This window comes from Lactiplantibacillus sp. YT640 (assembly GCF_049745435.1).
Lineage (GTDB): Bacteria > Bacillota > Bacilli > Lactobacillales > Lactobacillaceae > Lactiplantibacillus > Lactiplantibacillus plantarum.
On sequence record NZ_JBMNVY010000007.1, the window covers coordinates 34,980 to 55,290 of the forward strand.

The following is a 20,311-nucleotide window of genomic DNA, read 5'->3' on the forward strand; positions in this document are numbered from 1 at the left end:
GATAGAAATGACGGAGGAAAAAACATGGAATTTTCTTTAGATTCAACCCAGAACTCAGGGGCTAATATTAAAGTCATCGGTGTCGGTGGCGGTGGTGGTAACGCCGTTAACCGGATGATTGCTGAAGATGTTAAAGGCGTCGAATTCATCGTTGCCAACACTGATGTGCAGGCATTACAAACTTCAAATGCCGAAACTAAAATTCAACTTGGACCAAAGCTTACGCGGGGATTAGGCGCAGGTTCTAATCCTGATGTTGGTTCCAAGGCTGCGCAGGAAAGTGAAGAGGCCTTGACAGAAGCGTTACAAGGCTCAGATATGGTCTTTGTAACGGCCGGTATGGGTGGCGGTACTGGTAATGGTGCGGCACCAGTTGTGGCTAAAATTGCTAAGGACTCCGGCGCGCTGACAGTGGGTGTTGTCACCCGTCCATTTACATTTGAAGGTCCTAAGCGTGCTCGTAACGCTGCTGAAGGAATTGCTCAGATGAAAGACAACGTTGATACGTTGATCATTATTGCTAACAACCGTTTGCTTGAAATCGTTGATAAGAAGACTCCAATGATGGAAGCCTTCCAAGAAGCTGATAATGTGTTACGTCAAGGGGTTCAAGGTATCTCTGACTTAATCACGTCACCAGGGTACGTTAACTTGGACTTTGCCGACGTTAAGACGGTCATGCAAAACCAAGGTTCCGCTCTGATGGGTATTGGCTCTGCTAGTGGTGAAAACCGGACGGCGGACGCGACTAAACAAGCCATTTCTTCACCATTATTGGAAGTTTCAATCGATGGTGCCGAACAAGTCTTGCTGAACATCACGGGTGGCCCCGACATGTCCTTGTATGAAGCCCAAGCTGCTTCTGACATTGTTTCCCAAGCGGCAACGACTGATGTTAACATTATCTTTGGGACTTCGATCGATGAAAGTCTTGGTGATGAAGTCCGGGTGACCGTGATTGCCACTGGTATCGATCAGAAGCAACGCGAACTCAAGATGGACAGCCAGCCTAGTCGTAGTGAAGCTAGTCAGCAACGAGGCGGCATGTTCGCAACGCCAACTGACCAGCCAGCGACGAGTGAAGCGGCCCAATCAAGTGAGTCCCAAGCTAACGACCCATTCGGTAATTGGGATATTCGGCGCGAACCGAACAATTCACGGCCAGTCAACAATGGTCAAGAGTTTAACAATGTTGAAAAAACTGATTTTGATGTCTTTAATGACAACTCACAAGCTGACGATAGTAAGGATGATAACAGTGGTGATTCGCTAGATACACCACCATTCTTCAAGCGCCGGCGTAAGTAAAACGGTGAAGGGAGCGCAAGCACATGGCCGGATTCATTAGTAACTTTTTTGGTGTTGGTGATTCTGACAGTCAGTATGAGGAACCCACCGAAGCTTCCCAAGCGGCGGCTCCCACTGAATCTGCAACCAATACTCGGAGCACGCCAAAGGTAGTTCCAATGCAAGGGGGCAAGTCGGTGAATAGCAAAATTGCCCTATTCGAACCGAAAATTTATTCGGACGTGAAAGAAATTGCGACGCAGTTATTGAAAAATCAAGCTGTAATCATTAATTTTGATCACGTCGATGATGAAATGGCACGCCGGATTGTGGATTTTTTGACCGGGACGGTTTTTGCCATCAATGGTGAGATCGAACGGATTGGTGATGAAATTTTCCTCTGTATTCCTGAAAATTACGAGGTTTCCGGAAGTACGACAAGTCAGTTTGATACGAGCAAATTATAAGGAGTGAGTGGCCTGTTAGTGACGATTATTAGTCGGTTGTTTCAACTGTACCAATTAGCCATTGTGGTTTACATTTTGATGTCATGGTTCCCGGGAGCTTATAATACTCGCGTGGGCCAATTCTTAGGTCAAATCTGTGAACCATTTCTCAGTATTTTTCGGCGCTTTATTCCCGCAATTGCCGGACTGGATTTTTCGCCGATCATTGCGCTGTTAGTGCTCCAATTAGCTGAAAGTGGCCTATTTTATCTGATAACTTTATTGATATACTAAATTAAAATAACGAGGATAGTATCGTGAATGATAACTTAAAACAACATTTTCGCGATAGTGAAGCCCCATTTATTGAACAGGTCACTGGTTGGCTACGGCAAGTAGCTGATCAGTACCGACCAATCTTAACTGCGTTTTTGAACCCGCGACAAATCTACATTGCGCAAACGCTGGTCAACCAGTTAGACGACGTGCGGATGCGGGCATCCGGTGGCTTTGAAGGTGCTGAGTTACAACGGATCTTATTTTACCCGGTGTATTACGAACCTGAAGTGGCCGATTTTCAAATCACACTGTTTAACATTGTTTATCCCGTGAAGTTTGCCACCTTAAAGCATGGTCAAATTCTGGGTACGCTTGCCAATGCCGGCGTCGAGCGTGATGTCTTTGGTGACATCGTGACTGACGGAACGACATGGCAGTTTGTGTGCGAAACCGAGATGGCCAGCTATTTCGAGGAGCAAATCGACCGTTTTGGTAAGACGAAAGTCCACTTAACAGCGGTACCATTGTCGGCGGTGATCACACCGGAAGACGACTGGGAGGCAGTTACTACGACGGTTAGTTCATTACGTGCGGATAGTATCATTAAGGCGGCGTTCAACTTGTCGCGGCATCACGCCAAGGAATTGATCGAAGGTGCTAAGGTTCGGCTGAATTGGGCTGACTTACCGAAAGCTGATTACGAGTTAGCATTGTTAGATATGCTGAGTGTGAACCATTACGGTCGTGTCCGACTTGCCGAAATTAGCGGTGAGACCAAAAAAGCGCGGCTGCGAATAACATTAAATATTATTCATAGTAAATAGATATTGGAGGAATTCTAATGGTGTTAAGTCCTGATGACATTCATAACAAAGAGTTTTCAACGAAACTGCGTGGTTACAATATTGATGAGGTTAATGATTTTCTAGAACAAATTATCAAAGATTATCAAATTACCTTGAAGCAAAATAAAGACCTCCAAGAACGGTTGGACTCGAGTGAAGGTAAGTTGAAGTATTTCAATGAATTGAAAGATTCCTTGAATCAATCTATCTTGGTGGCTCAAGAAGCTGCTGATAAAGTGAAGACGAACTCTAAGAAGGAAGCCGACATTATCACCCGCGAAGCTCAGAAACAAGCGTCTGACATTGTGAGTGAAGCAACCGACAAGTCAAACCAAATGATCGACGAAGCTTCTCAAAAGGCCAAACGATTATCCGTTGAAACTGATGATTTGAAGAAACAAACGCGGGTCTTCCGGCAACGCTTGCAAGTGATGTTAGAATCGCAGTTAGAAGTGGTTAAGAGCAAGGATTGGGATCAACTACTTAGCGAAACGAATACGGCTGATTATGCTGAAATTCAACACGTTTTAAAGGAAGATAACCTTGACAACTCGGGGGATGCGAGCGTAAACTCAGAAGCAACCGTTGAAATTACGGAAGCAACGAGTGGTGAGACCCCCGTTGCGGACGGTGGCGATCAAGTCCAACAACAGACGGTGGTTATTTTCCCTGATGATGACAGCACTAATAATTAATTAGGCGATCGTCAGGCACAATTGAAGCGAATTGAATGTATTGAGGAGAACAGCAAACAATTAACTAATACGCCCAGAGAGCTGCCGGCAATGGAAAGGCAGTCGTCCCTTAGTTAGTTGCAGATCATCTCCGAATGCTATCCTGAATTGAGTAAGGGTGGCCGGTCCATGGACGTTAACCATGCTAAGAGAGAATTTAAACAATTCTAAAATTGGGTGGTACCACGATAACTTCGTCCCTGGGTGGACGAAGTTTTTTTGTGTCTAAAAATCCAATGGCGATTGTTTGATAAAAATTTTAAGGAGTGAGAATATGCGCGTTAAAGAAACGTTAAACCTCGGTAAGACCAAGTTTAAAATGCGTGGAAACTTACCGGTCAAAGAAGTTGAACGGCAAAATGTGTGGGCTGAAAATAAAGTCTACGAACAACGGCAAAAATTGAATGAAGGTAAGCCAAGCTTTATCTTACACGATGGCCCACCATACGCGAATGGTGATATCCATATGGGGCACGCCTTAAATAAGATCACGAAGGATTTCATCGTTCGCTATAAGTCGATGAATGGGTTTCGGGCACCTTACGTTCCTGGTTGGGATACCCATGGGCTACCAATCGAACAGAAGTTAAAGCAAGCCGGTTATGACCGCAAGAAGATGACGGACAATGAATTCCGAGAACTTTGTCGGAAATACGCGTTGGAACAAGTTGATCGTCAACGTGATGAGTTTAAGCGCTTAGGCGTTGCTGGTGAATGGGACAACCCATACTTAACGTTAAAGCCAGAATTTGAAGCGGCTCAAGTGCGGGTCTTTGGTGCGTTTGCTAAACGTCACTTGATCTACCGGGGCCAAAAGCCTGTCTTCTGGTCATGGTCTTCTGAATCGGCTTTGGCAGAAGCTGAAGTGGAATATCATGATGTGACATCGCCATCCGCCTTCTACGGTGAACATGTCATTGATGGTAAGGGTGTCTTAGATGATGATACCTATATGGTTGTTTGGACAACAACTCCTTGGACGATTCCAGCTTCAGAAGGAATCACAATCGATGCAAGTTTTGATTACGTCGTTGTGCAACCGGCTGGTGAAAATCGTAAGTTTGTGCTCGCGGCTGAATTGTTGGACGAAAATGCCGAACGATTTGGTTGGGGAGATGTTCAAGTGCTTAAAACGGTCAAGGGTGCGGAACTCGAAAACATTTTGTGCGAACATCCTTTTGACAATAGTCGGCATCTAGTAACGATGTTAGGTGATTTTGTCACACTTGATTCTGGGACTGGGCTAGTGCATACTGCGCCTGGTTATGGGGAAGATGACTACCGGATCGGTAAGCAATACGACCTGCCAATCTTTGCTCCCGTAGATGACAAAGGGTTCTTAACGGCTGAAGCTGGTGATGATTTTGCGGGGGCCTTCTACGATGACGCTAACAAGATCGCACTGGACAAGTTGAAGGCCGCTGGGTTATTACTGAAATATATGCCATACGAACACAGCTATCCATTTGACTGGCGGACTAAGAAGCCGATTATCTTCCGGGCAACGCCACAGTGGTTTGCTTCCGTTGGTGATATGCGTGATGAAATCCTTAAGTCGATGGATGACGTTGAATTCTTCCCAGAGTGGGGTAAAAAGCGTCTTTACAACATGATTCGTGATCGTGGTGACTGGGTCATTTCACGGCAACGAGTTTGGGGTGTACCTCTTCCAATCTTCTATGCTGAAGATGGCACTGCCATCATGGACGAAGTGACGATTAACCACGTAGCTGATTTATTTGGCAAGTATGGTTCGAATGTTTGGTTCGAACGCGACGCAAAGGACCTATTGCCAGATGGTTATACCAATGAACATTCACCAAACGGTACCTTTACTAAGGAAACCGATATTATGGATGTTTGGTTCGACTCTGGTTCATCACACCAAGGTGTCCTGGCAGAGCGCTCATACCTCGACTATCCAGCCGACTTATACCTTGAAGGTTCTGACCAATATCGTGGTTGGTTCAACTCAAGCTTGATTACGAGTGTGGCTGTTTCTGGACATGCCCCATACAAGCAAGTCTTGTCACAAGGTTTCACGTTGGATAATCAAGGTCGTAAGATGAGTAAGTCACTGGGCAACACGATTGCGCCAGCTGATGTTATTAAGCAGATGGGTGCTGAAATCGTTCGGATGTGGGTCGCTTCAGTGGATACCAGTTCCGACGTTCGGGTCTCAATGGAAAGCTTTAAGCAAGTAGCCGATTCCTACAAGAAGTTCCGGAATACGGTACGCTTCATGTTAGGCAACACCGCAGACTTTGATCCGAAGACCAACCGCGTGGCTTATGAAGATTTAGCAAGTGTGGACCAGTACATGGAAACACGGTTGAACGAATTCGTAGCTGAGACGAAGGATCATTACGATCATTATGATTTCTTGGATATCTACAAGAAGTTGATCAACTTCTTGACGGTTGATTTATCAAACTTCTATCTCGATATTGCCAAGGATATTATGTACATTGATGCCGAGGATAGCCATTCACGGCGGTCGATGCAAACGGTCTTCTACGATGTTTTGGTTGCCTTGACGAAGCTCTTCACACCAATGCTGCCACACACGACTGAAGAAATTTGGCCATTCTTGAAGGAACCAGAAGAATTTGCGCAATTAGCTGAGATGCCAGCTGTTCAAAATTATGCGAACAGCGACGAGTTGATGGCTCAATGGACGCGGTTCATGGATCTTCGGAGTAACGTCTTAAAGGCGTTGGAAGAAGCCCGGGATGCTAAGTTGATTGGTAAATCCTTGGAAGCACACTTGGATTTGTATGTTGATGATGATACGCAAGCCTTCTTAGATCATTTGAGCACCAATGTTCGGCAGATGTTGATGGTTTCAGCATTAGATCTACACGCGTTAAGTGACGCGCCTGCAGACGCAGAAACATTTGGTGACACGTTAGCCATCAAGGTTGGCCATGCTGACGGTGACGTTTGTGATCGTTGCCGAATGGTTAAGACCGATGTTGGCAGTGACGAGGCTTATCCGATGTTATGTGCACGGTGCGCCGCAATCGTTCGTGAAAACTACCCTGAATCAGTAACAACTGGTTTGGAAGCTTAATCTGAATTAGATTTAGCGTGAGTCTTGATAACTTATGAAAAGTGGCACTAATCAGTCGAACGGGACTGATTAGTGGCACTTTTTTGTGCTGGCGTGTGGGGATTATCAAGTAGTCAGTAAATCCGAACACCGGGATGATTGAGATACAGCTGTAAAAAACTGATTGCGTTTTTCGGATGCAAGATTTAAGAGCTATTAAGAATTTACAGTTGCTGCGCAGGACTTTGAATGGTTATTATGAGAAATGGTCCTTTGCAATTGAATTTTCATGAAAAAGTCAGNAAAAAACTGATTGCGTTTTTCGGATGCAAGATTTAAGAGCTATTAAGAATTTACAGTTGCTGCGCAGGACTTTGAATGGTTATTATGAGAAATGGTCCTTTGCAATTGAATTTTCATGAAAAAGTCAGTATGATAATGAAGTAGTTTAAATTAAGGTCGATTTTATATAGATAGGATGTTGATGGCTGTGAAAATGATCAAGGTACACGGTTCTGGTAACGATTTTTATTTATTGGATCAAACACAATTTCAAGCACCGTTATCGGATGCGGATTTGAAGCAATTGGCAATTAACATTTGTAAACGTGACGGCGCAGGTTTGTACGATGGCGCTGATGGCGTGTTGGTTGTTGATAAATCAAAACATCCACAAGTACTTGGTCGGATGCGGGTCATTAATGCGGACGGGACGGAAGCTAGCATGTGCGGTAATGGGCTACGGACCGTTGCTCGTTATTTGGGCACGCAAAATAGTCAGGAAGACTTCCGGGTTCAGACGATGTATGCGGACTTAAAGGTGCAGGCCGTTGCTGATTTTGCGGCCCACGTCCCAGCTTACAGTGTTGAAATTTCACCCGTAACTTTCGACGCGCAGACACTTGGCATGCATGCGAATAACGATGCGACGACAATTATTAATGAAAAGATTCCAGCGCTGTCTGCTGACTTGAAATTCTCAGCTGTGGCGGTGCCTAATCCGCATTTGATTGCGTTCGTTGACCATGATACGTTGGTTGGCCCCGAATTAGGACGTATCGGTGAATGGATGAATGATGGTAAAAACCAAATTTTCCCTGATGGCGTCAACGTTAGTTTTGTGGAAGTCTTAGGACCAAATTCAATTTTTGTACGCACGTTTGAACGCGGGGTTGGTTTTACCAATGCTTGTGGGACTGCGATGTCGGCTTCCTCATTGATGTACGTGTTATTACACCAAGAAAGTACCGATTTTAATCAAGAAATCCACGTCACCAATCCTGGTGGGATGGTCAAAACCGTTGTTCACCAAGGTGCCGATGAAGAATACTGGATGGAATTGATCGGTAACGCGACGTTCGTCCGGATCGTGACTTTGCCATTAGAAGATGCGCTTCAGGGCGACTACAGCCCAGCTACCGCAACGGAAACTGGTGAGCAGGTTGCTTATGAAGATTTCGTCGCTAACCTTGCAAAGGCCTAATGGCGATTAGTGTCAATTGGTCCGCTTGATTTTAAGAATTGGAAAAATGGGTTAAGGAGCCAAATTGGTCGCTCGTTAGCCCATTTTTTGCGGGTTCGTTAAAATTACCGAAATCGCCCAGTTGAAAATTGCAATCGAGCTAAAAAATCGGTATCCTTATTGAGAGAGCAGACACTGAAAGGGGTTCTTGATCAATGACATTTGAGGAACGGGTTCAGAGTCGTCAGTTGGTTTATCAAGGCGGGTTGGTACAGGTCGAACGACAAGAAGTCACTTTACCAGATCAAACGACGGCAACACGTGAAATTGTGCGACACCAGCCGGCCGTCGCGATGCTGATGATTACCGCGCAACATAAAATGATTGTTGAACAACAGTGGCGCGCTGCAACCGGTGGGCTGACCGTCGAGATTCCAGCTGGTAAGGTCGAATCCGGTGAGACCATGGACCAGGCGGCCGTCCGCGAATTAAATGAGGAAACCCGATTGACAGCTCAGCACTTAGAAGCAGTCGCCCAATTCTACACGTCACCCGGGTTTACGGACGAACTAATGAAGTTGTACGTTGCTACCGGTCTGAGTGCGGTTGCAACGGCATTCCCACAAGACCCTGACGAACAAATTAGGCTCATCAAGCTGGACCTCGCGACGGCTGTCAGTCAAGTTCAGACTGGTCAGATTCAGGATGCCAAAACCGTAATGGCGATTTGGTACTGGCAAAGTCACCCTGAGTTAGGAGTTGAAGCATAGTGGCAGATGATGATCGACTCACCAGACAGCAATATCGACAACAACGTAGCCAGCCAACTGGTCACGATACTCAGGAGCAAGAATCACCAACGGCTGAACCCAGTGCATCCCGACAAGCGTATGCTGCTGAGAATAACCGGGCTGTTGAAGAAGCCAAGACGAAACGGCTAGCCCGCAAATTGAATTGGGCGATTGCTGGACTAGTCGTTGGGATTATTATTGTCTTTTTAATTTTATTTTTAACACCATAGAAAGTAGGCGCTAGGCTCACATGAAATTTGGAATTATTTGTGCGATGGAAGAAGAACTTAAAACGTTACGGGACGCTTTGCAAGACGAAAAGATCGTTAATATTAAGGATATTACGTTCTATGATGGGACAATTGATCAGCAGGAAGTTGTCTTAGTGCAATCAGGCATTGGTAAAGTGCAAGCTGGTATGACTACGGCTTTAATGATTACTAACTTTGATGTGGACGTTGTCATCAACTCTGGTTCTGCAGGTGGGATTGGCGCTGGTTTGCATGTCGGTGACGTTGTCGTAGCTAAGGCAACTGCTTATCACGATGTTGATGCGACGGCCTTTGACTACGAATATGGTCAATTACCACAACAGCCACTATACTACGAAACGGATGCCAATTGGGTAAAGCAAATCATGGCAGCGGCCAAGGCAACCGGTTTGAATGCCAAGACTGGACTGATTGTTTCCGGTGACCAATTTATCGCAGGTAAGGCGGCTACCGATAAGATTTTAGCACACTTTCCAGAAGCACTATCTAGTGAAATGGAGGGCGCCGCAATTGGTCAAGCTTGTCACCAGTTCCAGACGCCATATGTGGTGATTCGCGCGATGTCCGATGTCGGTGATGAAAATGCCGGTGTTAGTTTTGACGAATTTATCCTGGAAGCGGGTAAGCAGTCCGCAGCGATGTTACTTGCATTATTTGCGGCGCAAAATTAGTCAGATGTATCGCAGCGATGCTAATAACTAAGAATTATTTAGAAGGAAGTATGATGTAATGAAGCAAGTGTACCTAGACAATGCGGCAACGACCCCAATGGCAGCGTCCGTTATTCAGACGATGACGGATCAAATGACGAATACGTTTGGTAATGCCTCAAGCACCCACGCATTCGGTCGGGCCGCCCGTGAAGTTTTAGACGATAGTCGGCACGTGATTGCCCAAAGCATTAACGCAGCTGACGATGACATTATCTTTACCAGTGGTGGTACAGAAAGTGATAATACGGCGGTGATGCAGACCGCGTGGACGCGCCAACATTTAGGCAAGCATATTATTACGACGGCAATCGAACATCAAGCGATTCTTAAATCGACTGCTTTTTTGGCAGAACATGGGTTTGAGATTACTTATTTACCCGTGAATGAACAGGGACAAATTAGTCTGGATGATTTGAAGGCGGCACTACGTCCTGATACGATTCTCGTCTCAATCATGACCGGGAATAATGAAGTTGGTTCACAGATGCCAATCCATGAAATTGGTGAATTGTTAAAGGATCACCAGGCATGGTTCCATACGGATGCAGTGCAGGCCTACGGGTTGTTGGATATTGATGTGCAACGGGATCATATTGACATGTTGTCCACCTCAGCACATAAAATCAATGGGCCTAAATTCTTGGGCTTCTTGTACAGACGCAATGGCATTAACTTTCCTAGCTTTGTCAAGGGTGGCGAACAGGAAGATAAGCGCCGTGCCGGTACTGAAAATATCCCGGCAATCGCGGGCTTTGCCACGGCCGTGCAAGAACTGACGACCGCTGAGAAAGCCCACCGGCAGGCTAAGTATCGTGAGTTCAAGCAATACATCGTTGACCAGTTAACGGCTAACGGAGTTGATTTTGAAGTCAACGGGTCCCTCGGTGAGCATAACTTGCAACACGTTTTGAACTTATGGATCAAAGGGGTATCGACCTATACAATGCAAACTAACCTGGACTTAGGTGGTGTCGCAGTTTCTGGGGGCTCCGCATGTACGGCGGGGAGCCTAGAACCATCACACGTTTTAATTGCAATGTATGGTGAAGACTCTCCCCGGATCAGCGAGTCGATTCGGTTGAGCTTTGGTCGCTATACTACTAAGGCTGATCTGGATCAGTTTGTAACGGTGCTGACGAAGACGACGCAGCGCTTATTAAAAAGCAGGGGGCGTGACGATGGCATACACAACAACGGTTAAACTAGATGGGGATACTAAGACGTATACGCTGAGTCCAACGGTCAAGAAATACACGTTGATGGATTTGGGTTTTGTGAAAGGTCGCTCGGGCGCGTTTAGTTTTGAACGTTCCTTGGATCCCACTTCACCCTATCAAGCGGCTTTCAAGCTGAAGATGACAGTCAATGCGGATTTGACTGGGTTTAAGATGACGACGGTAACGGGCAATGGTGTCCAACGGGCAAATATTTTCAAAAATGACGCCCATCCGGAAGCTGTTGAACAATTACGGTATATTTTAGCTAACTTTATTGAACGGGATGTCCTCACGACGGACTAATCAGGGAACGCCTGGCTTGCAGCCGGCGTTTTCTTTGTTATAATGGAACTTACTGGACTTGTACGACCTTCAAATCGTGGATTCTCCAGAATCTTTTGGAAATGATGGTGAAAAGTATGACTGATCACAGTAACACGCGTGTCGTTGTCGGCATGAGTGGTGGTGTTGATTCATCCGTAGTGGCGTTGCTCTTGAAGCAGCAAGGTTATGACGTGGTGGGCGTGTTTATGAAGAATTGGGACGATACGGACGAAAATGGTGTCTGTACCGCGACCGAAGATTATAAAGATGTTGCCAAAGTGGCAGATAAAATTGGGATTCCTTATTACTCGATTAACTTCGAGAAGGAATATTGGGACCGGGTCTTCACGTACTTCTTAGACGAATACAAGAAGGGCCGCACACCGAACCCCGATGTTATCTGCAACAAAGAAATTAAGTTTAAGGCGTTTTTAGATTACGCGATGGATTTAGGGGCGGATTACATTGCCACTGGTCATTACGCGCGGTTACAACATGATGAAGATGGCACGATGCACCTTTTGCGTGGTGTTGACAGCAACAAGGACCAAACTTATTTCTTAAGTCAGCTGGATTCGAAGACCTTACAAAAGGTGATGTTCCCACTTGGCGAAATGGTGAAGCCTGACGTTCGTAAGCTTGCTTTAAACGCGGGCTTGGCAACAGCTAAGAAGAAGGACTCCGTTGGGATCTGCTTCATTGGCGAAAAGAACTTCAAGGAATTCCTAGGCCATTACTTACCAGCAACGCCCGGTAAGATGATGACTTTCGATGGTCAGGTGAAGGGTGAGCACGCCGGGCTGATGTATTACACGATCGGCCAGCGCCGCGGACTTGGTATCGGTGGTGATGGCGAGGATAACGAGCCATGGTTCGTGGTCGGCAAAGATTTGAAGAAGAATATTCTGTATGTTGGCAAGGGCTACCATAATCCGCACCTGTACGCGACCCACTTAAAGGCGTCTGATTTACACTTTGTGACTGATGAAGACTTAGGTAATGACTTCCACGTGACGGCAAAGTTCCGTTACCGGCAAAAAGATTCTGGTGTGACGGTGCATTTTAATGATGACCACACGGAAGTTACCGTGACTTTTGATGATCCAGTTCGGGCGATTACTCCTGGACAGGCCGTTGTCTTCTACAACGGTGAGGAATGCTTAGGTTCCGGTATGATTGACGCTGCTTATAATGATGAGCGCGTCTTACAGTATGTTTAGTTCGTAATTGGTTTACCGCTGATCAAGCTGAGCTTGATTAGCGGTTTTTTTTGTATGTATTGGGTCGGCCGTGGCCGGCGTACGTCAAAGCTTAGGTCGGACTTGCTTTTCTTGACTAGGTTGATTAAGCTAAATGGAGTATGATCAATCGGACTGATTGGTTATAATCGATAAGCTGTTGTGGGATGGAATGATTATGAGACAATTAGCACATTTTAAATTTTTTGATACGCTATCTAAGAAAATGGTAGCCGGTTTTATTATCTTAATTCTGATTGGGACAGTCTTACTGAGCCTCCCATGGGCGACGCCAGCAAACGTGCACACGTCGTTGATCGATGTGTTGTTTACGTCGGCATCAGCGACATGTATTACTGGGCTGACCGTCGTCAATACTGCTGCGCACTGGACAACGTTTGGTCAATTGGTGATTCTGGTACTTTCGGAGGTCGGTGCGCTGGGCTACATGACCTTTGCGGTACTCCTCTTTAATATTATGCGTCGTCAGATCGGTCTCTCTACGCAGTTGATGGTCAAGGCCTCCCTGAATTTGGAACGATTGAGTGATACTAAAAGCGTTATGAAGTATGTCGTGGGTTTGTCACTGCTCTTTCAGCTAGGCGGTCTTGGGTTGCTCGCAATTGATTTTGTACCTCGATTTGGTTGGCGTCACGGATTGTATGTGTCACTATACCATGCGGTTATGTCATTTTGTAATGCCGGTTTTGATGTGTTTGGCGATAGTCTGCAAGGCTTTCGTAATGATCCATACGTCTTGACGGTCACGATGATCCTAATTATTGCGGGTGGCCTTGGATTTTTAGTTTGGCGTGACGTGCTGCTGTACCATACGCGTAAGCGACTGACTTTAAATTCCAAACTGACCTTACTCACAACTTTCAGTTTATTTGTCATCGGTTTTGTCTTGTTGTTGATCACTGAACGTGACTTGGAACTGTTGCCAACCGGAATGTCGTGGGTCAACCGAACGATCAATACGCTGTTTTTAAGTGTTACCCCCCGGACAGCGGGTTTAATCACAATGCCTACTCAAGGATTGCAAGCGGGGAGTTTATTGGTCATTATGATTCTGATGTTCGTTGGTGGGACGCCTGGATCGACTGCGGGTGGGATCAAGACGACAACGTTTGGCGTTTTGATGTTCCAAAGTATTGCCCAGCTACGTGGTCGCCGTGATGTTGAGTTTAGTCATCGTCGTTTTAGTCAGGAGAATATCAATCGGGCGCTAATGCTGATTTTCTTGGCTAGTATTGTGCTGACAGTGGCAACACTGATCTTAACGCAGACTGAAAAAATTCCGAAGGGCTTCGGGTTGGAATACGTTTTGTTTGAAGTGTTATCAGCATTTGGAACCGTCGGACTCAGTTTGGGATTGACGCCCAATCTGACTTTGATTGGGAAGATTGTAATCATGATGCTAATGTTTATTGGCCGGGTGGGGATCTTCACGTCACTCTACGCGCTTTCCAGACGTCAAGCTAGGGTGAACTTGATCCGTTATCCGGCAGAAAATATTTTGATTGGTTAGGTGGGCAACATGCGAAAAAGTTTTGCTGTATTTGGTCTAGGACGGTTTGGTGAGAGTGTTGTTCGGGCTCTTGCCGCAGCTCATCAGGATGTTTTGGCCGTTGATATTAACGAAGAACCAGTTAACGAGCTAATGGACGTGGCGACACAGACAATGATTGCTGATACCCGTGACGAGCAGGTGTTGCGTGATTTGAACGTCGATACGTTTGATTATGTGATTATTGGGATTGGCAATAATATGGAAGCCAGTATTCTGACGACGATGTTGAGCAAGGAGCAGGGGGCGAAAAAGGTCATCGCCAAGGCCGAAACTAGCGACCAGGGGCGGGTCCTTGAACGGGTCGGCGCTGACCAAGTCGTATTTCCGGAACGTGATATGGGTCAGGGCATTGCCCACCGCATCCTTTCCAACCATATTTTAAACTTTATTGACTTAAGTGATGAGTATACGTTGGCCGCAATCGAGATTACGGATCCGAACTTTGTTAATCAGAATCTGATCGATTTAAAGATCCGGCAACGTTTTGGTCTGACGGTAATTGCAATCAAACACGAGAAACACATTGATGTCTCGCCCAAGCCGACGGATATGATGGCCCTCCATGATGTGATTACTGTGGTTGGTCCAGTTAAGGGCGTTATTGCGTTAGATGAAGCGTTAAAAAAATAAATGAATTAATGATGTAAAAACATCAAGGACAACGGGCCTTGATGTTTTTTTGGTTACAAGGGTGACTGGGTATCCACGTTGTGGCCGGTTATCACCAGGCGTTTAATTAATATGGAAAGTTAATGAATCAAAACATAACCCACAGTTTCGATTGGTATACATGATAAACTATGGTTGGCGTCAGGGGAAGAGGACGGTGAAAGCGGAATCATAAAGTGATTAGTAAACTAATATGGTAGCAGGCGACTGGAAAAGCAGTCGATTGAGAAGGAGGAAGCAACATGCGAACTTTTAAATTAATGACCGGGTTGAGTGGTGGCGCAACTTTACTATCACTTGCGCTAATGCCCCTAGCGGCGTTAGCGGCCGGACCCGGAACAGCAAGCAACAATTTGACGACAGTTTCGTCTGGTTATGTTGCGGATAGCACGGGTAATGCGGAAGCGTTATCGAATGCACAATTTACGGTTATGCCCGGTGAATTAACGTTGGATGCTGTGCCAAATATCGCGTTAAGTTCGACCAACGTTAAGAATATTGCATCTGCTGCCACAACGTTAAATGCAACAAGTAGCAATACGTCGGGAGGCAGTGGCTATGATGGCAATGGTAGTGGCAATTTAAACGTTAGCGACTTTCGGGGAAATCATGCTGGCTGGACGTTGACAGTTGGGATGGGACCGTTTAGTTCGGGAGCGGCTAAAGTTGACTCGGCCACATTGAATTTGAATATGACCAAGGGTAACGCTGACAATGCTAATACTGCCGCGCCGACCGCATTGAGTTTGAATCAGAGCGAAGTGACAAACGGATGGGTCGCGAGCCCACAAACGTTATGGAATACTGCTGCAGATAGTGGTGAAGGTTCAAATACAGCGACGACTGCCACGAGCAGTTCATTGCAAGTCGGTAAGCAGTCCAATATTTCTGCTGGAACTTACACAGCAACGCTTTACTGGACGCTTCAAAATGCACCAGCAGCTGCTGCAGCAACACCAAAAGCAGCTTCATAGGTTCAGCTGATCATCGCGCGTCGTTATTCAATGATTAAGTGAAGTGGGGGTGTTTAGAATGCGATGGAAACAAATCGGTCAGTGGTGGTTATTAGTGTTGGCATTGCTACTAGGCGGGCTTTTAGGGTCATTACCTGGTCAAGCGGCATCTAACACACCCGCATCGGGTTTTATTCTGACACCCCTACTGCCCAAGGATCAACTAGATAAGCAGGCGGGTTACTTTAATATGAAGGTCACGCCGGGAACGACGTCAACGTTCAGAGTCTCCGTCAGCAATCCTGGTAAATCAGCAATTACGTTGCAGGTAACACCGGTCAACGCAACGACCTCAGATGCAGGCAGCGTCGCGTACGTGCCGTCTAAGCGGCATGACCCATCTGCCACGACGACGTTTACTGACATGACGTCAAGTGGCGTCGTAGTTAAGTTAGCGGCTCATCAAGCGAAAACGGTGGCTTTTAAGACCACGATTCCCAAGTCTGGGTTCCAAGGGGAGGTGTTAGGTGGCCTCTTTGTCACCAATCCAACCGCCAATGCGGCCCGGCCAACGACGAGTCAAGGTTTTATGTTGAAGAATCGCTATGCAGAGGTTACAGCGGTGGCGCTTTGGTGTCAGCCGCAAGTGACGATTCCAGTTAAGTTAGTCCTCGATGAAGTCAAAGTGACGCCCACCAATGGGCAACCAGTACTCTTTGCCAAACTCCGTAATCTGACGCCGACACTTTTTGGACAACTCAAAATTCAAGCACGCGTTATTCAACGCACGACGGGAAAAACCGTTGCCACGCAGCAACTTAAATCAGGATCAATGGCACCGAATAGCTGGTTTAACTATCAAGTCGCGTTGGGCACGCAAAACTTAGCCGCAGGGAAGTACCGACTAAAATTGCATCTAACGAGCGGCCAGCGTGTCTGGGATTTCACCCGTGACTTTACCTTGACTGCAGAACGGACGCAACAACATAATCATCATCTGGTTGGACCGCGTCAGGTCAACTGGTGGCTGTGGGGTGCAGTGGCACTAGTCATTCTCTTAGCACTTCTAATGGCGGCGTACTGGTTTGGCCAGCGGCGTTCGCGTAAGGAGTGAGGAACGATGAGAAAGTTGATCAAGGCTTGTGGCCTAATGGTGATAAGTATGCTGGTTGGTTTAGGTATCGTCACGAGTGCCTTAGCAGCCAAAACGGCGCCCCAATCGCCAAGCAGTCCACCGAGTTCCGTCTTAGGCTTGAATCTATCGGGCGGTTTTTCACAACAGCCAATCGATTCAAATGTGATTGGTGGCAACTCAGTAACGCTGTCGGTTCGGGCCCAGCGCAGTGCGCTTGAGGCGGCGACAAGTCTGTTGAGTGGTCGCAAGTACGTTTGGTGGGAATCGACGGATGAGGGGCAAACCTATCAGAAGATTGGCACTAATAGTCGAACCTATACTTTCAATGCGCCGCAAGTGACCAAAACAACGCATCTTTATTTTCAAGTCCAGTATGATTTCTCTGGTGTTGGGGCGTTTCCTGATTATTGGTCCAAAATCGCGAAAGTGACGGTCACGCCAGCCCGGGTGGTAACGACTGGCATCAAAGTGACGAGTGATGACGCGTGGCTCAATAATGCACAAACGACCATGGTACATGCAGCACTGACGCCAGAGGAAGCAACGGATTCAATTACTTGGAAGAGTAGTGACCCGTCACTTGCGGCAGTTGATGAATATGGGAATGTGACCGCAGCGGATGCCGCCACGGATAATTCCGGAAAAGCGGATGATCACGGAACTGTCACGATTACCGGAACCTCTAATGGTCTGAGTGATAGCGTCAAAATTTTGGTTGGAGCGTTACAAGATGTGACGGTCGTAGAAGGGACGCCGGCAACATTTACATTACCAGCATTGCCCGAGGGGGTGACTGTTAGCAATTGGTATCGTGTCAAGAATGGTAAGGCTACAGCCCTCAATGTCACGGATACGAGTTATACGGTCAAGGTACCGACCAATGCGGATGATGATGGAACGGCCTACTATGCGAGTCTAAGCTATCCGGTCAATGGCAAGCCACAGACGGTGACGACCAACGCCGCTTTGCTAACAGTTAAGAGTGGTGGGCGGTTATCATTGAGTGCCGTTCCTAATTTTAATTTTGGAACGTTAAACCTGCAGCGACTCGCACAAGGTACTGACTTGGCGACAGACCCGACGGCCGTAAAAGCTAATGACGGTTATGACGGTAATAATGACTATCGGTTGGCCGTGGTTGATGACCGGACTGTTGGGGCTGACTGGCAGTTAATGGCGAGTCTGAGTCCCTTTACTGCTGGAAATACAACAATCAAGACGGCTCGGTTAATGCTCAAAGACTCGACGGGAGTGCTCAATCAAACGATACCAACGGATGGTTCGACAACCAGCGTTTACCGGCAAACTGGTCATCAGAGTCAAACTTTTGATGTGGCACCTAGTTCATTACAGTTACCAGCAACACCATTGGCAACGCCTGGTGAGTATCAAAGCATTATTACTTGGACCTTGGCGATTGTGCCCGCTGCATAATAATTAGTGGTGGTAAGTAGTGTTTCAAAGCTACTTACCACTTTTTTGTTAAAGCAGGGTAATGCTGGAGTTGAACTTGGTTCGGCTGATTTAGTTTACATAATTATATTTTTATTAAGTAGATTGGAAAAACGACGATTTACTCTTACGGCTGAGTAGTACGGTGAATAACAGCCATTGGCAGTATGGCGTAGCAGTTGCATACTTAGTGGCTAAAAGATACCATGCCCGGTCAACTGATCGTGTTTATCAAATAATAGCGTGATGATCGTTAAAATTCGTGAACAGATTTTGAAAATCAGTCTGAAAACTGTCATAATATAGAACGTAAGACGTGTTGCGAGCGTGACGAAGTATCACGACCATCCGCCACGTCATTTGAAGTATTAACAGGGTTGGCCTAACGGCGATTGACGATGAGTTGCAATGATACTGCTGAATCATCGCAACCGTTATTCAGTTTGGAGGGGCCATTGCTCGAAAATAAGATCAAATCAAGACACTAGAGTAAGGAAGTAAGCAATTGACAAAACTATTATTTGTTCGCCATGGGAAAACAGAGTGGAATCTTGAGGGGCGCTATCAAGGCTCTCAGGGAGATTCACCATTATTACCGACTAGTTATCAAGAAATTCATGAATTGGCAGCGGCGCTCCAGGATATTCGGTTTAGTCATATCTATGTCAGTCCGTTAAAACGGGCGCGTGATACAGCGATGACACTACGTAATGATTTGACACAATCAGAGTTACCCATAACGGTACTGAGTCGTTTACGGGAGTTCAATCTCGGTAAGATGGAAGGAATGGCCTTCACGGATGTTGAAGCTACGTATCCGGCCGAATTCGACGCGTTTCGAAATCATCCGGATCAGTATGACCCGACAGCGATTCAGGGGGAGAGCTTTCAACAACTGCTGAAGCGGATGACTCCCGCTATTAAGCAAATTGTTCAAGCAAATCCACGTCGCGATGACAATGTTTTGATCGTTAGTCATGGTGCGGCCTTGAATGCCTTGGTCAACTCATTACTGGGAGCGACACTGGCGACGTTACGGCAACGGGGTGGCTTGTCGAATACGTCAACAACAATTTTAGAGACGCGTGACCGTGGTCAACATTTTAAGCTATTAGATTGGAATGACACCTCATACCTATCACGGCGGCCCGATGCAACTGATACGATTTAATATAGAAGGAAGTGGTTCGGATGGCAAAAACATCACGTCCTAGCAAAGCTAAACAGCAAGCACTAGTCCATCAACTCATTGGCAAGATTGATGCACAGCCCGAGGACTACCATGCTTATTATGAACTAGTGGTATTATTAACGGCTGGTCAAGATTTTGAACAGGCAGAGGCGTTAGCAATGAAGGCGTTGGGAAAGTTTGACCACCAACAACCCGCAGCCGACTACCTGCGTTATGCGTTGGGAAATGTCTATTATCAAGCTCAAACTTATGACAAAGCGTTACCATATTATCAACAAATTACGGATGATCAACTAAAACAGGATGCTTATTTAATGAGTGCACAAGCTTTAATGGCCCAACACGATTACCAACATGCCCTAGTCTGGGCCATTACGGCTCAAGAGGCACGTCCACAACAACTTGACGCTAATTTGTTAGTAGCAGACATATTACTTGCATTAGGCAATAATCAGCAAGCATCGGATTACTATCAACGCGCATATAAGATTGATTCGCAATCTGGGCGAGCTGCTTTTAACCTTGGACTGACCGCAATGGTACTGGGGAAGCCGTATGCCACCTGGTTTGAACGCGCGCAGAAATTGGACAGTCAATATTTTAAAAGTCATCAGCAACAGCTAACGGATATTGAAAAAATGTTAGCCGCACAAGCAGATAATCAAAATCACTAATTT

General features: G+C 46.3%; 20 protein-coding genes and 1 other annotated feature. All 20 genes read left to right on the plus strand.

The features are described 5' to 3' along the window. The first annotated feature begins 24 nt into the window (after positions 1-24). Entirely contained in the window at positions 25-1,308 is a 1,284-nt protein-coding gene (gene ftsZ, locus ACOV1R_RS06800) for a cell division protein FtsZ (protein ID WP_003640854.1), read from the plus strand. 23 nt (positions 1,309-1,331) lie between these two features. Continuing rightward, positions 1,332-1,754 carry a cell division protein SepF gene (locus tag ACOV1R_RS06805; RefSeq protein WP_003640853.1) on the plus strand — a complete coding sequence of 141 codons (423 nt, stop codon included), beginning with the start codon at positions 1,332-1,334 and terminating at the stop codon, positions 1,752-1,754. A gap of 18 nt (positions 1,755-1,772) precedes the next feature. Continuing rightward, positions 1,773-2,027 carry a YggT family protein gene (locus ACOV1R_RS06810; RefSeq protein WP_003645935.1) on the plus strand — a complete coding sequence of 85 codons (255 nt, stop codon included), beginning with the start codon at positions 1,773-1,775 and terminating at the stop codon, positions 2,025-2,027. A 23-nt stretch (positions 2,028-2,050) separates the two neighbouring features. After that, complete coding sequence (locus ACOV1R_RS06815; protein WP_003640851.1) at positions 2,051-2,836, plus strand: RNA-binding protein; 786 nt, start codon at positions 2,051-2,053, stop codon at positions 2,834-2,836. 17 nt (positions 2,837-2,853) lie between these two features. After that, entirely contained in the window at positions 2,854-3,552 is a 699-nt protein-coding gene (locus ACOV1R_RS06820) for a DivIVA domain-containing protein (RefSeq protein WP_003640850.1), read from the plus strand. Between the two features lie 31 nt (positions 3,553-3,583). Further along, positions 3,584-3,796 (plus strand) — a binding site (T-box leader). Between the two features lie 69 nt (positions 3,797-3,865). After that, entirely contained in the window at positions 3,866-6,664 is a 2,799-nt protein-coding gene (gene ileS / locus ACOV1R_RS06825) for an isoleucine--tRNA ligase (RefSeq protein ID WP_128485016.1), read from the plus strand. 463 nt (positions 6,665-7,127) lie between these two features. Then, positions 7,128-8,126, plus strand: a complete 999-nt coding sequence (gene dapF / locus ACOV1R_RS06830) for a diaminopimelate epimerase (RefSeq protein WP_031263580.1) — start codon at positions 7,128-7,130, stop codon at positions 8,124-8,126. A 194-nt stretch (positions 8,127-8,320) separates the two neighbouring features. Next, a complete protein-coding gene (locus tag ACOV1R_RS06835; RefSeq protein WP_003640847.1) occupies positions 8,321-8,875 on the plus strand; it encodes an NUDIX hydrolase in 555 nt (184 codons plus the stop codon). Next, positions 8,875-9,126 carry a hypothetical protein gene (locus ACOV1R_RS06840; RefSeq protein ID WP_003640846.1) on the plus strand — a complete coding sequence of 84 codons (252 nt, stop codon included), beginning with the start codon at positions 8,875-8,877 and terminating at the stop codon, positions 9,124-9,126. The genes ACOV1R_RS06835 and ACOV1R_RS06840 overlap by 1 nt, the downstream gene beginning before the upstream one ends. 20 nt (positions 9,127-9,146) lie before the next feature. Continuing rightward, the gene (locus tag ACOV1R_RS06845) at positions 9,147-9,839 is read left to right on the plus strand and encodes a 5'-methylthioadenosine/adenosylhomocysteine nucleosidase (protein WP_003640845.1); all 693 of its coding nucleotides are present in this window, start codon (positions 9,147-9,149) and stop codon (positions 9,837-9,839) included. 58 nt (positions 9,840-9,897) lie between these two features. Further along, entirely contained in the window at positions 9,898-11,082 is a 1,185-nt protein-coding gene (locus tag ACOV1R_RS06850; protein ID WP_003645932.1) for a cysteine desulfurase family protein, read from the plus strand. Next, positions 11,060-11,401, plus strand: a complete 342-nt coding sequence (locus ACOV1R_RS06855) for a DUF1831 domain-containing protein (protein ID WP_003640843.1) — start codon at positions 11,060-11,062, stop codon at positions 11,399-11,401. Before ACOV1R_RS06850 ends, ACOV1R_RS06855 begins: the two co-directional genes overlap by 23 nt. Before the next feature lie 95 nt (positions 11,402-11,496). Beyond that, a complete protein-coding gene (gene mnmA / locus ACOV1R_RS06860) occupies positions 11,497-12,642 on the plus strand; it encodes a tRNA 2-thiouridine(34) synthase MnmA (protein WP_015640584.1) in 1,146 nt (381 codons plus the stop codon). A gap of 190 nt (positions 12,643-12,832) precedes the next feature. Continuing rightward, positions 12,833-14,191 carry a TrkH family potassium uptake protein gene (locus ACOV1R_RS06865; RefSeq protein ID WP_003644601.1) on the plus strand — a complete coding sequence of 453 codons (1,359 nt, stop codon included), beginning with the start codon at positions 12,833-12,835 and terminating at the stop codon, positions 14,189-14,191. 9 nt (positions 14,192-14,200) lie between these two features. Continuing rightward, positions 14,201-14,863, plus strand: coding sequence for a potassium channel family protein (locus ACOV1R_RS06870; protein ID WP_003644600.1), 663 nt, complete (start codon positions 14,201-14,203; stop codon positions 14,861-14,863). Positions 14,864-15,144: 281 nt separating this feature from the next. After that, positions 15,145-15,876 (plus strand): WxL domain-containing protein, encoded by a 732-nt coding sequence (locus ACOV1R_RS06875; RefSeq protein ID WP_217203130.1) that lies wholly within the window; start codon positions 15,145-15,147, stop codon positions 15,874-15,876. A 58-nt stretch (positions 15,877-15,934) separates the two neighbouring features. Further along, the gene (locus ACOV1R_RS06880; protein ID WP_003645929.1) at positions 15,935-16,969 is read left to right on the plus strand and encodes a DUF916 and DUF3324 domain-containing protein; all 1,035 of its coding nucleotides are present in this window, start codon (positions 15,935-15,937) and stop codon (positions 16,967-16,969) included. A gap of 6 nt (positions 16,970-16,975) precedes the next feature. Beyond that, positions 16,976-18,424 carry a WxL domain-containing protein gene (locus ACOV1R_RS06885; protein ID WP_003644597.1) on the plus strand — a complete coding sequence of 483 codons (1,449 nt, stop codon included), beginning with the start codon at positions 16,976-16,978 and terminating at the stop codon, positions 18,422-18,424. 523 nt (positions 18,425-18,947) lie between these two features. Further along, positions 18,948-19,613 (plus strand): histidine phosphatase family protein, encoded by a 666-nt coding sequence (locus ACOV1R_RS06890; RefSeq protein ID WP_003640836.1) that lies wholly within the window; start codon positions 18,948-18,950, stop codon positions 19,611-19,613. 20 nt (positions 19,614-19,633) lie between these two features. Continuing rightward, the gene (locus ACOV1R_RS06895; RefSeq protein ID WP_003640835.1) at positions 19,634-20,308 is read left to right on the plus strand and encodes a tetratricopeptide repeat protein; all 675 of its coding nucleotides are present in this window, start codon (positions 19,634-19,636) and stop codon (positions 20,306-20,308) included. Positions 20,309-20,311 lie beyond the last annotated feature (3 nt).

Excerpts from the sequence above, each read along its gene's own strand:
- ACOV1R_RS06855 (WP_003640843.1), top strand. The coding sequence starts at position 11,060 with ATGGCATACACAACAACGGTTAAACTAGATGGGGATACTAAGACGTAT.
- ACOV1R_RS06870 (WP_003644600.1), top strand. The coding sequence starts at position 14,201 with ATGCGAAAAAGTTTTGCTGTATTTGGTCTAGGACGGTTTGGTGAGAGT.
- ACOV1R_RS06820 (WP_003640850.1), top strand. The coding sequence starts at position 2,854 with ATGGTGTTAAGTCCTGATGACATTCATAACAAAGAGTTTTCAACGAAA.
- dapF (WP_031263580.1), top strand. The coding sequence starts at position 7,128 with ATGGCTGTGAAAATGATCAAGGTACACGGTTCTGGTAACGATTTTTAT.
- ACOV1R_RS06845 (WP_003640845.1), top strand. The coding sequence starts at position 9,147 with ATGAAATTTGGAATTATTTGTGCGATGGAAGAAGAACTTAAAACGTTA.
- ACOV1R_RS06895 (WP_003640835.1), top strand. The coding sequence starts at position 19,634 with ATGGCAAAAACATCACGTCCTAGCAAAGCTAAACAGCAAGCACTAGTC.
- ACOV1R_RS06865 (WP_003644601.1), top strand. The coding sequence starts at position 12,833 with ATGATTATGAGACAATTAGCACATTTTAAATTTTTTGATACGCTATCT.
- ileS (WP_128485016.1), top strand. The coding sequence starts at position 3,866 with ATGCGCGTTAAAGAAACGTTAAACCTCGGTAAGACCAAGTTTAAAATG.
- ACOV1R_RS06875 (WP_217203130.1), top strand. The coding sequence starts at position 15,145 with ATGCGAACTTTTAAATTAATGACCGGGTTGAGTGGTGGCGCAACTTTA.
- ACOV1R_RS06885 (WP_003644597.1), top strand. The coding sequence starts at position 16,976 with ATGAGAAAGTTGATCAAGGCTTGTGGCCTAATGGTGATAAGTATGCTG.
- ACOV1R_RS06805 (WP_003640853.1), top strand. The coding sequence starts at position 1,332 with ATGGCCGGATTCATTAGTAACTTTTTTGGTGTTGGTGATTCTGACAGT.
- ACOV1R_RS06835 (WP_003640847.1), top strand. The coding sequence starts at position 8,321 with ATGACATTTGAGGAACGGGTTCAGAGTCGTCAGTTGGTTTATCAAGGC.
- ACOV1R_RS06850 (WP_003645932.1), top strand. The coding sequence starts at position 9,898 with ATGAAGCAAGTGTACCTAGACAATGCGGCAACGACCCCAATGGCAGCG.
- ACOV1R_RS06880 (WP_003645929.1), top strand. The coding sequence starts at position 15,935 with ATGCGATGGAAACAAATCGGTCAGTGGTGGTTATTAGTGTTGGCATTG.
- ftsZ (WP_003640854.1), top strand. The coding sequence starts at position 25 with ATGGAATTTTCTTTAGATTCAACCCAGAACTCAGGGGCTAATATTAAA.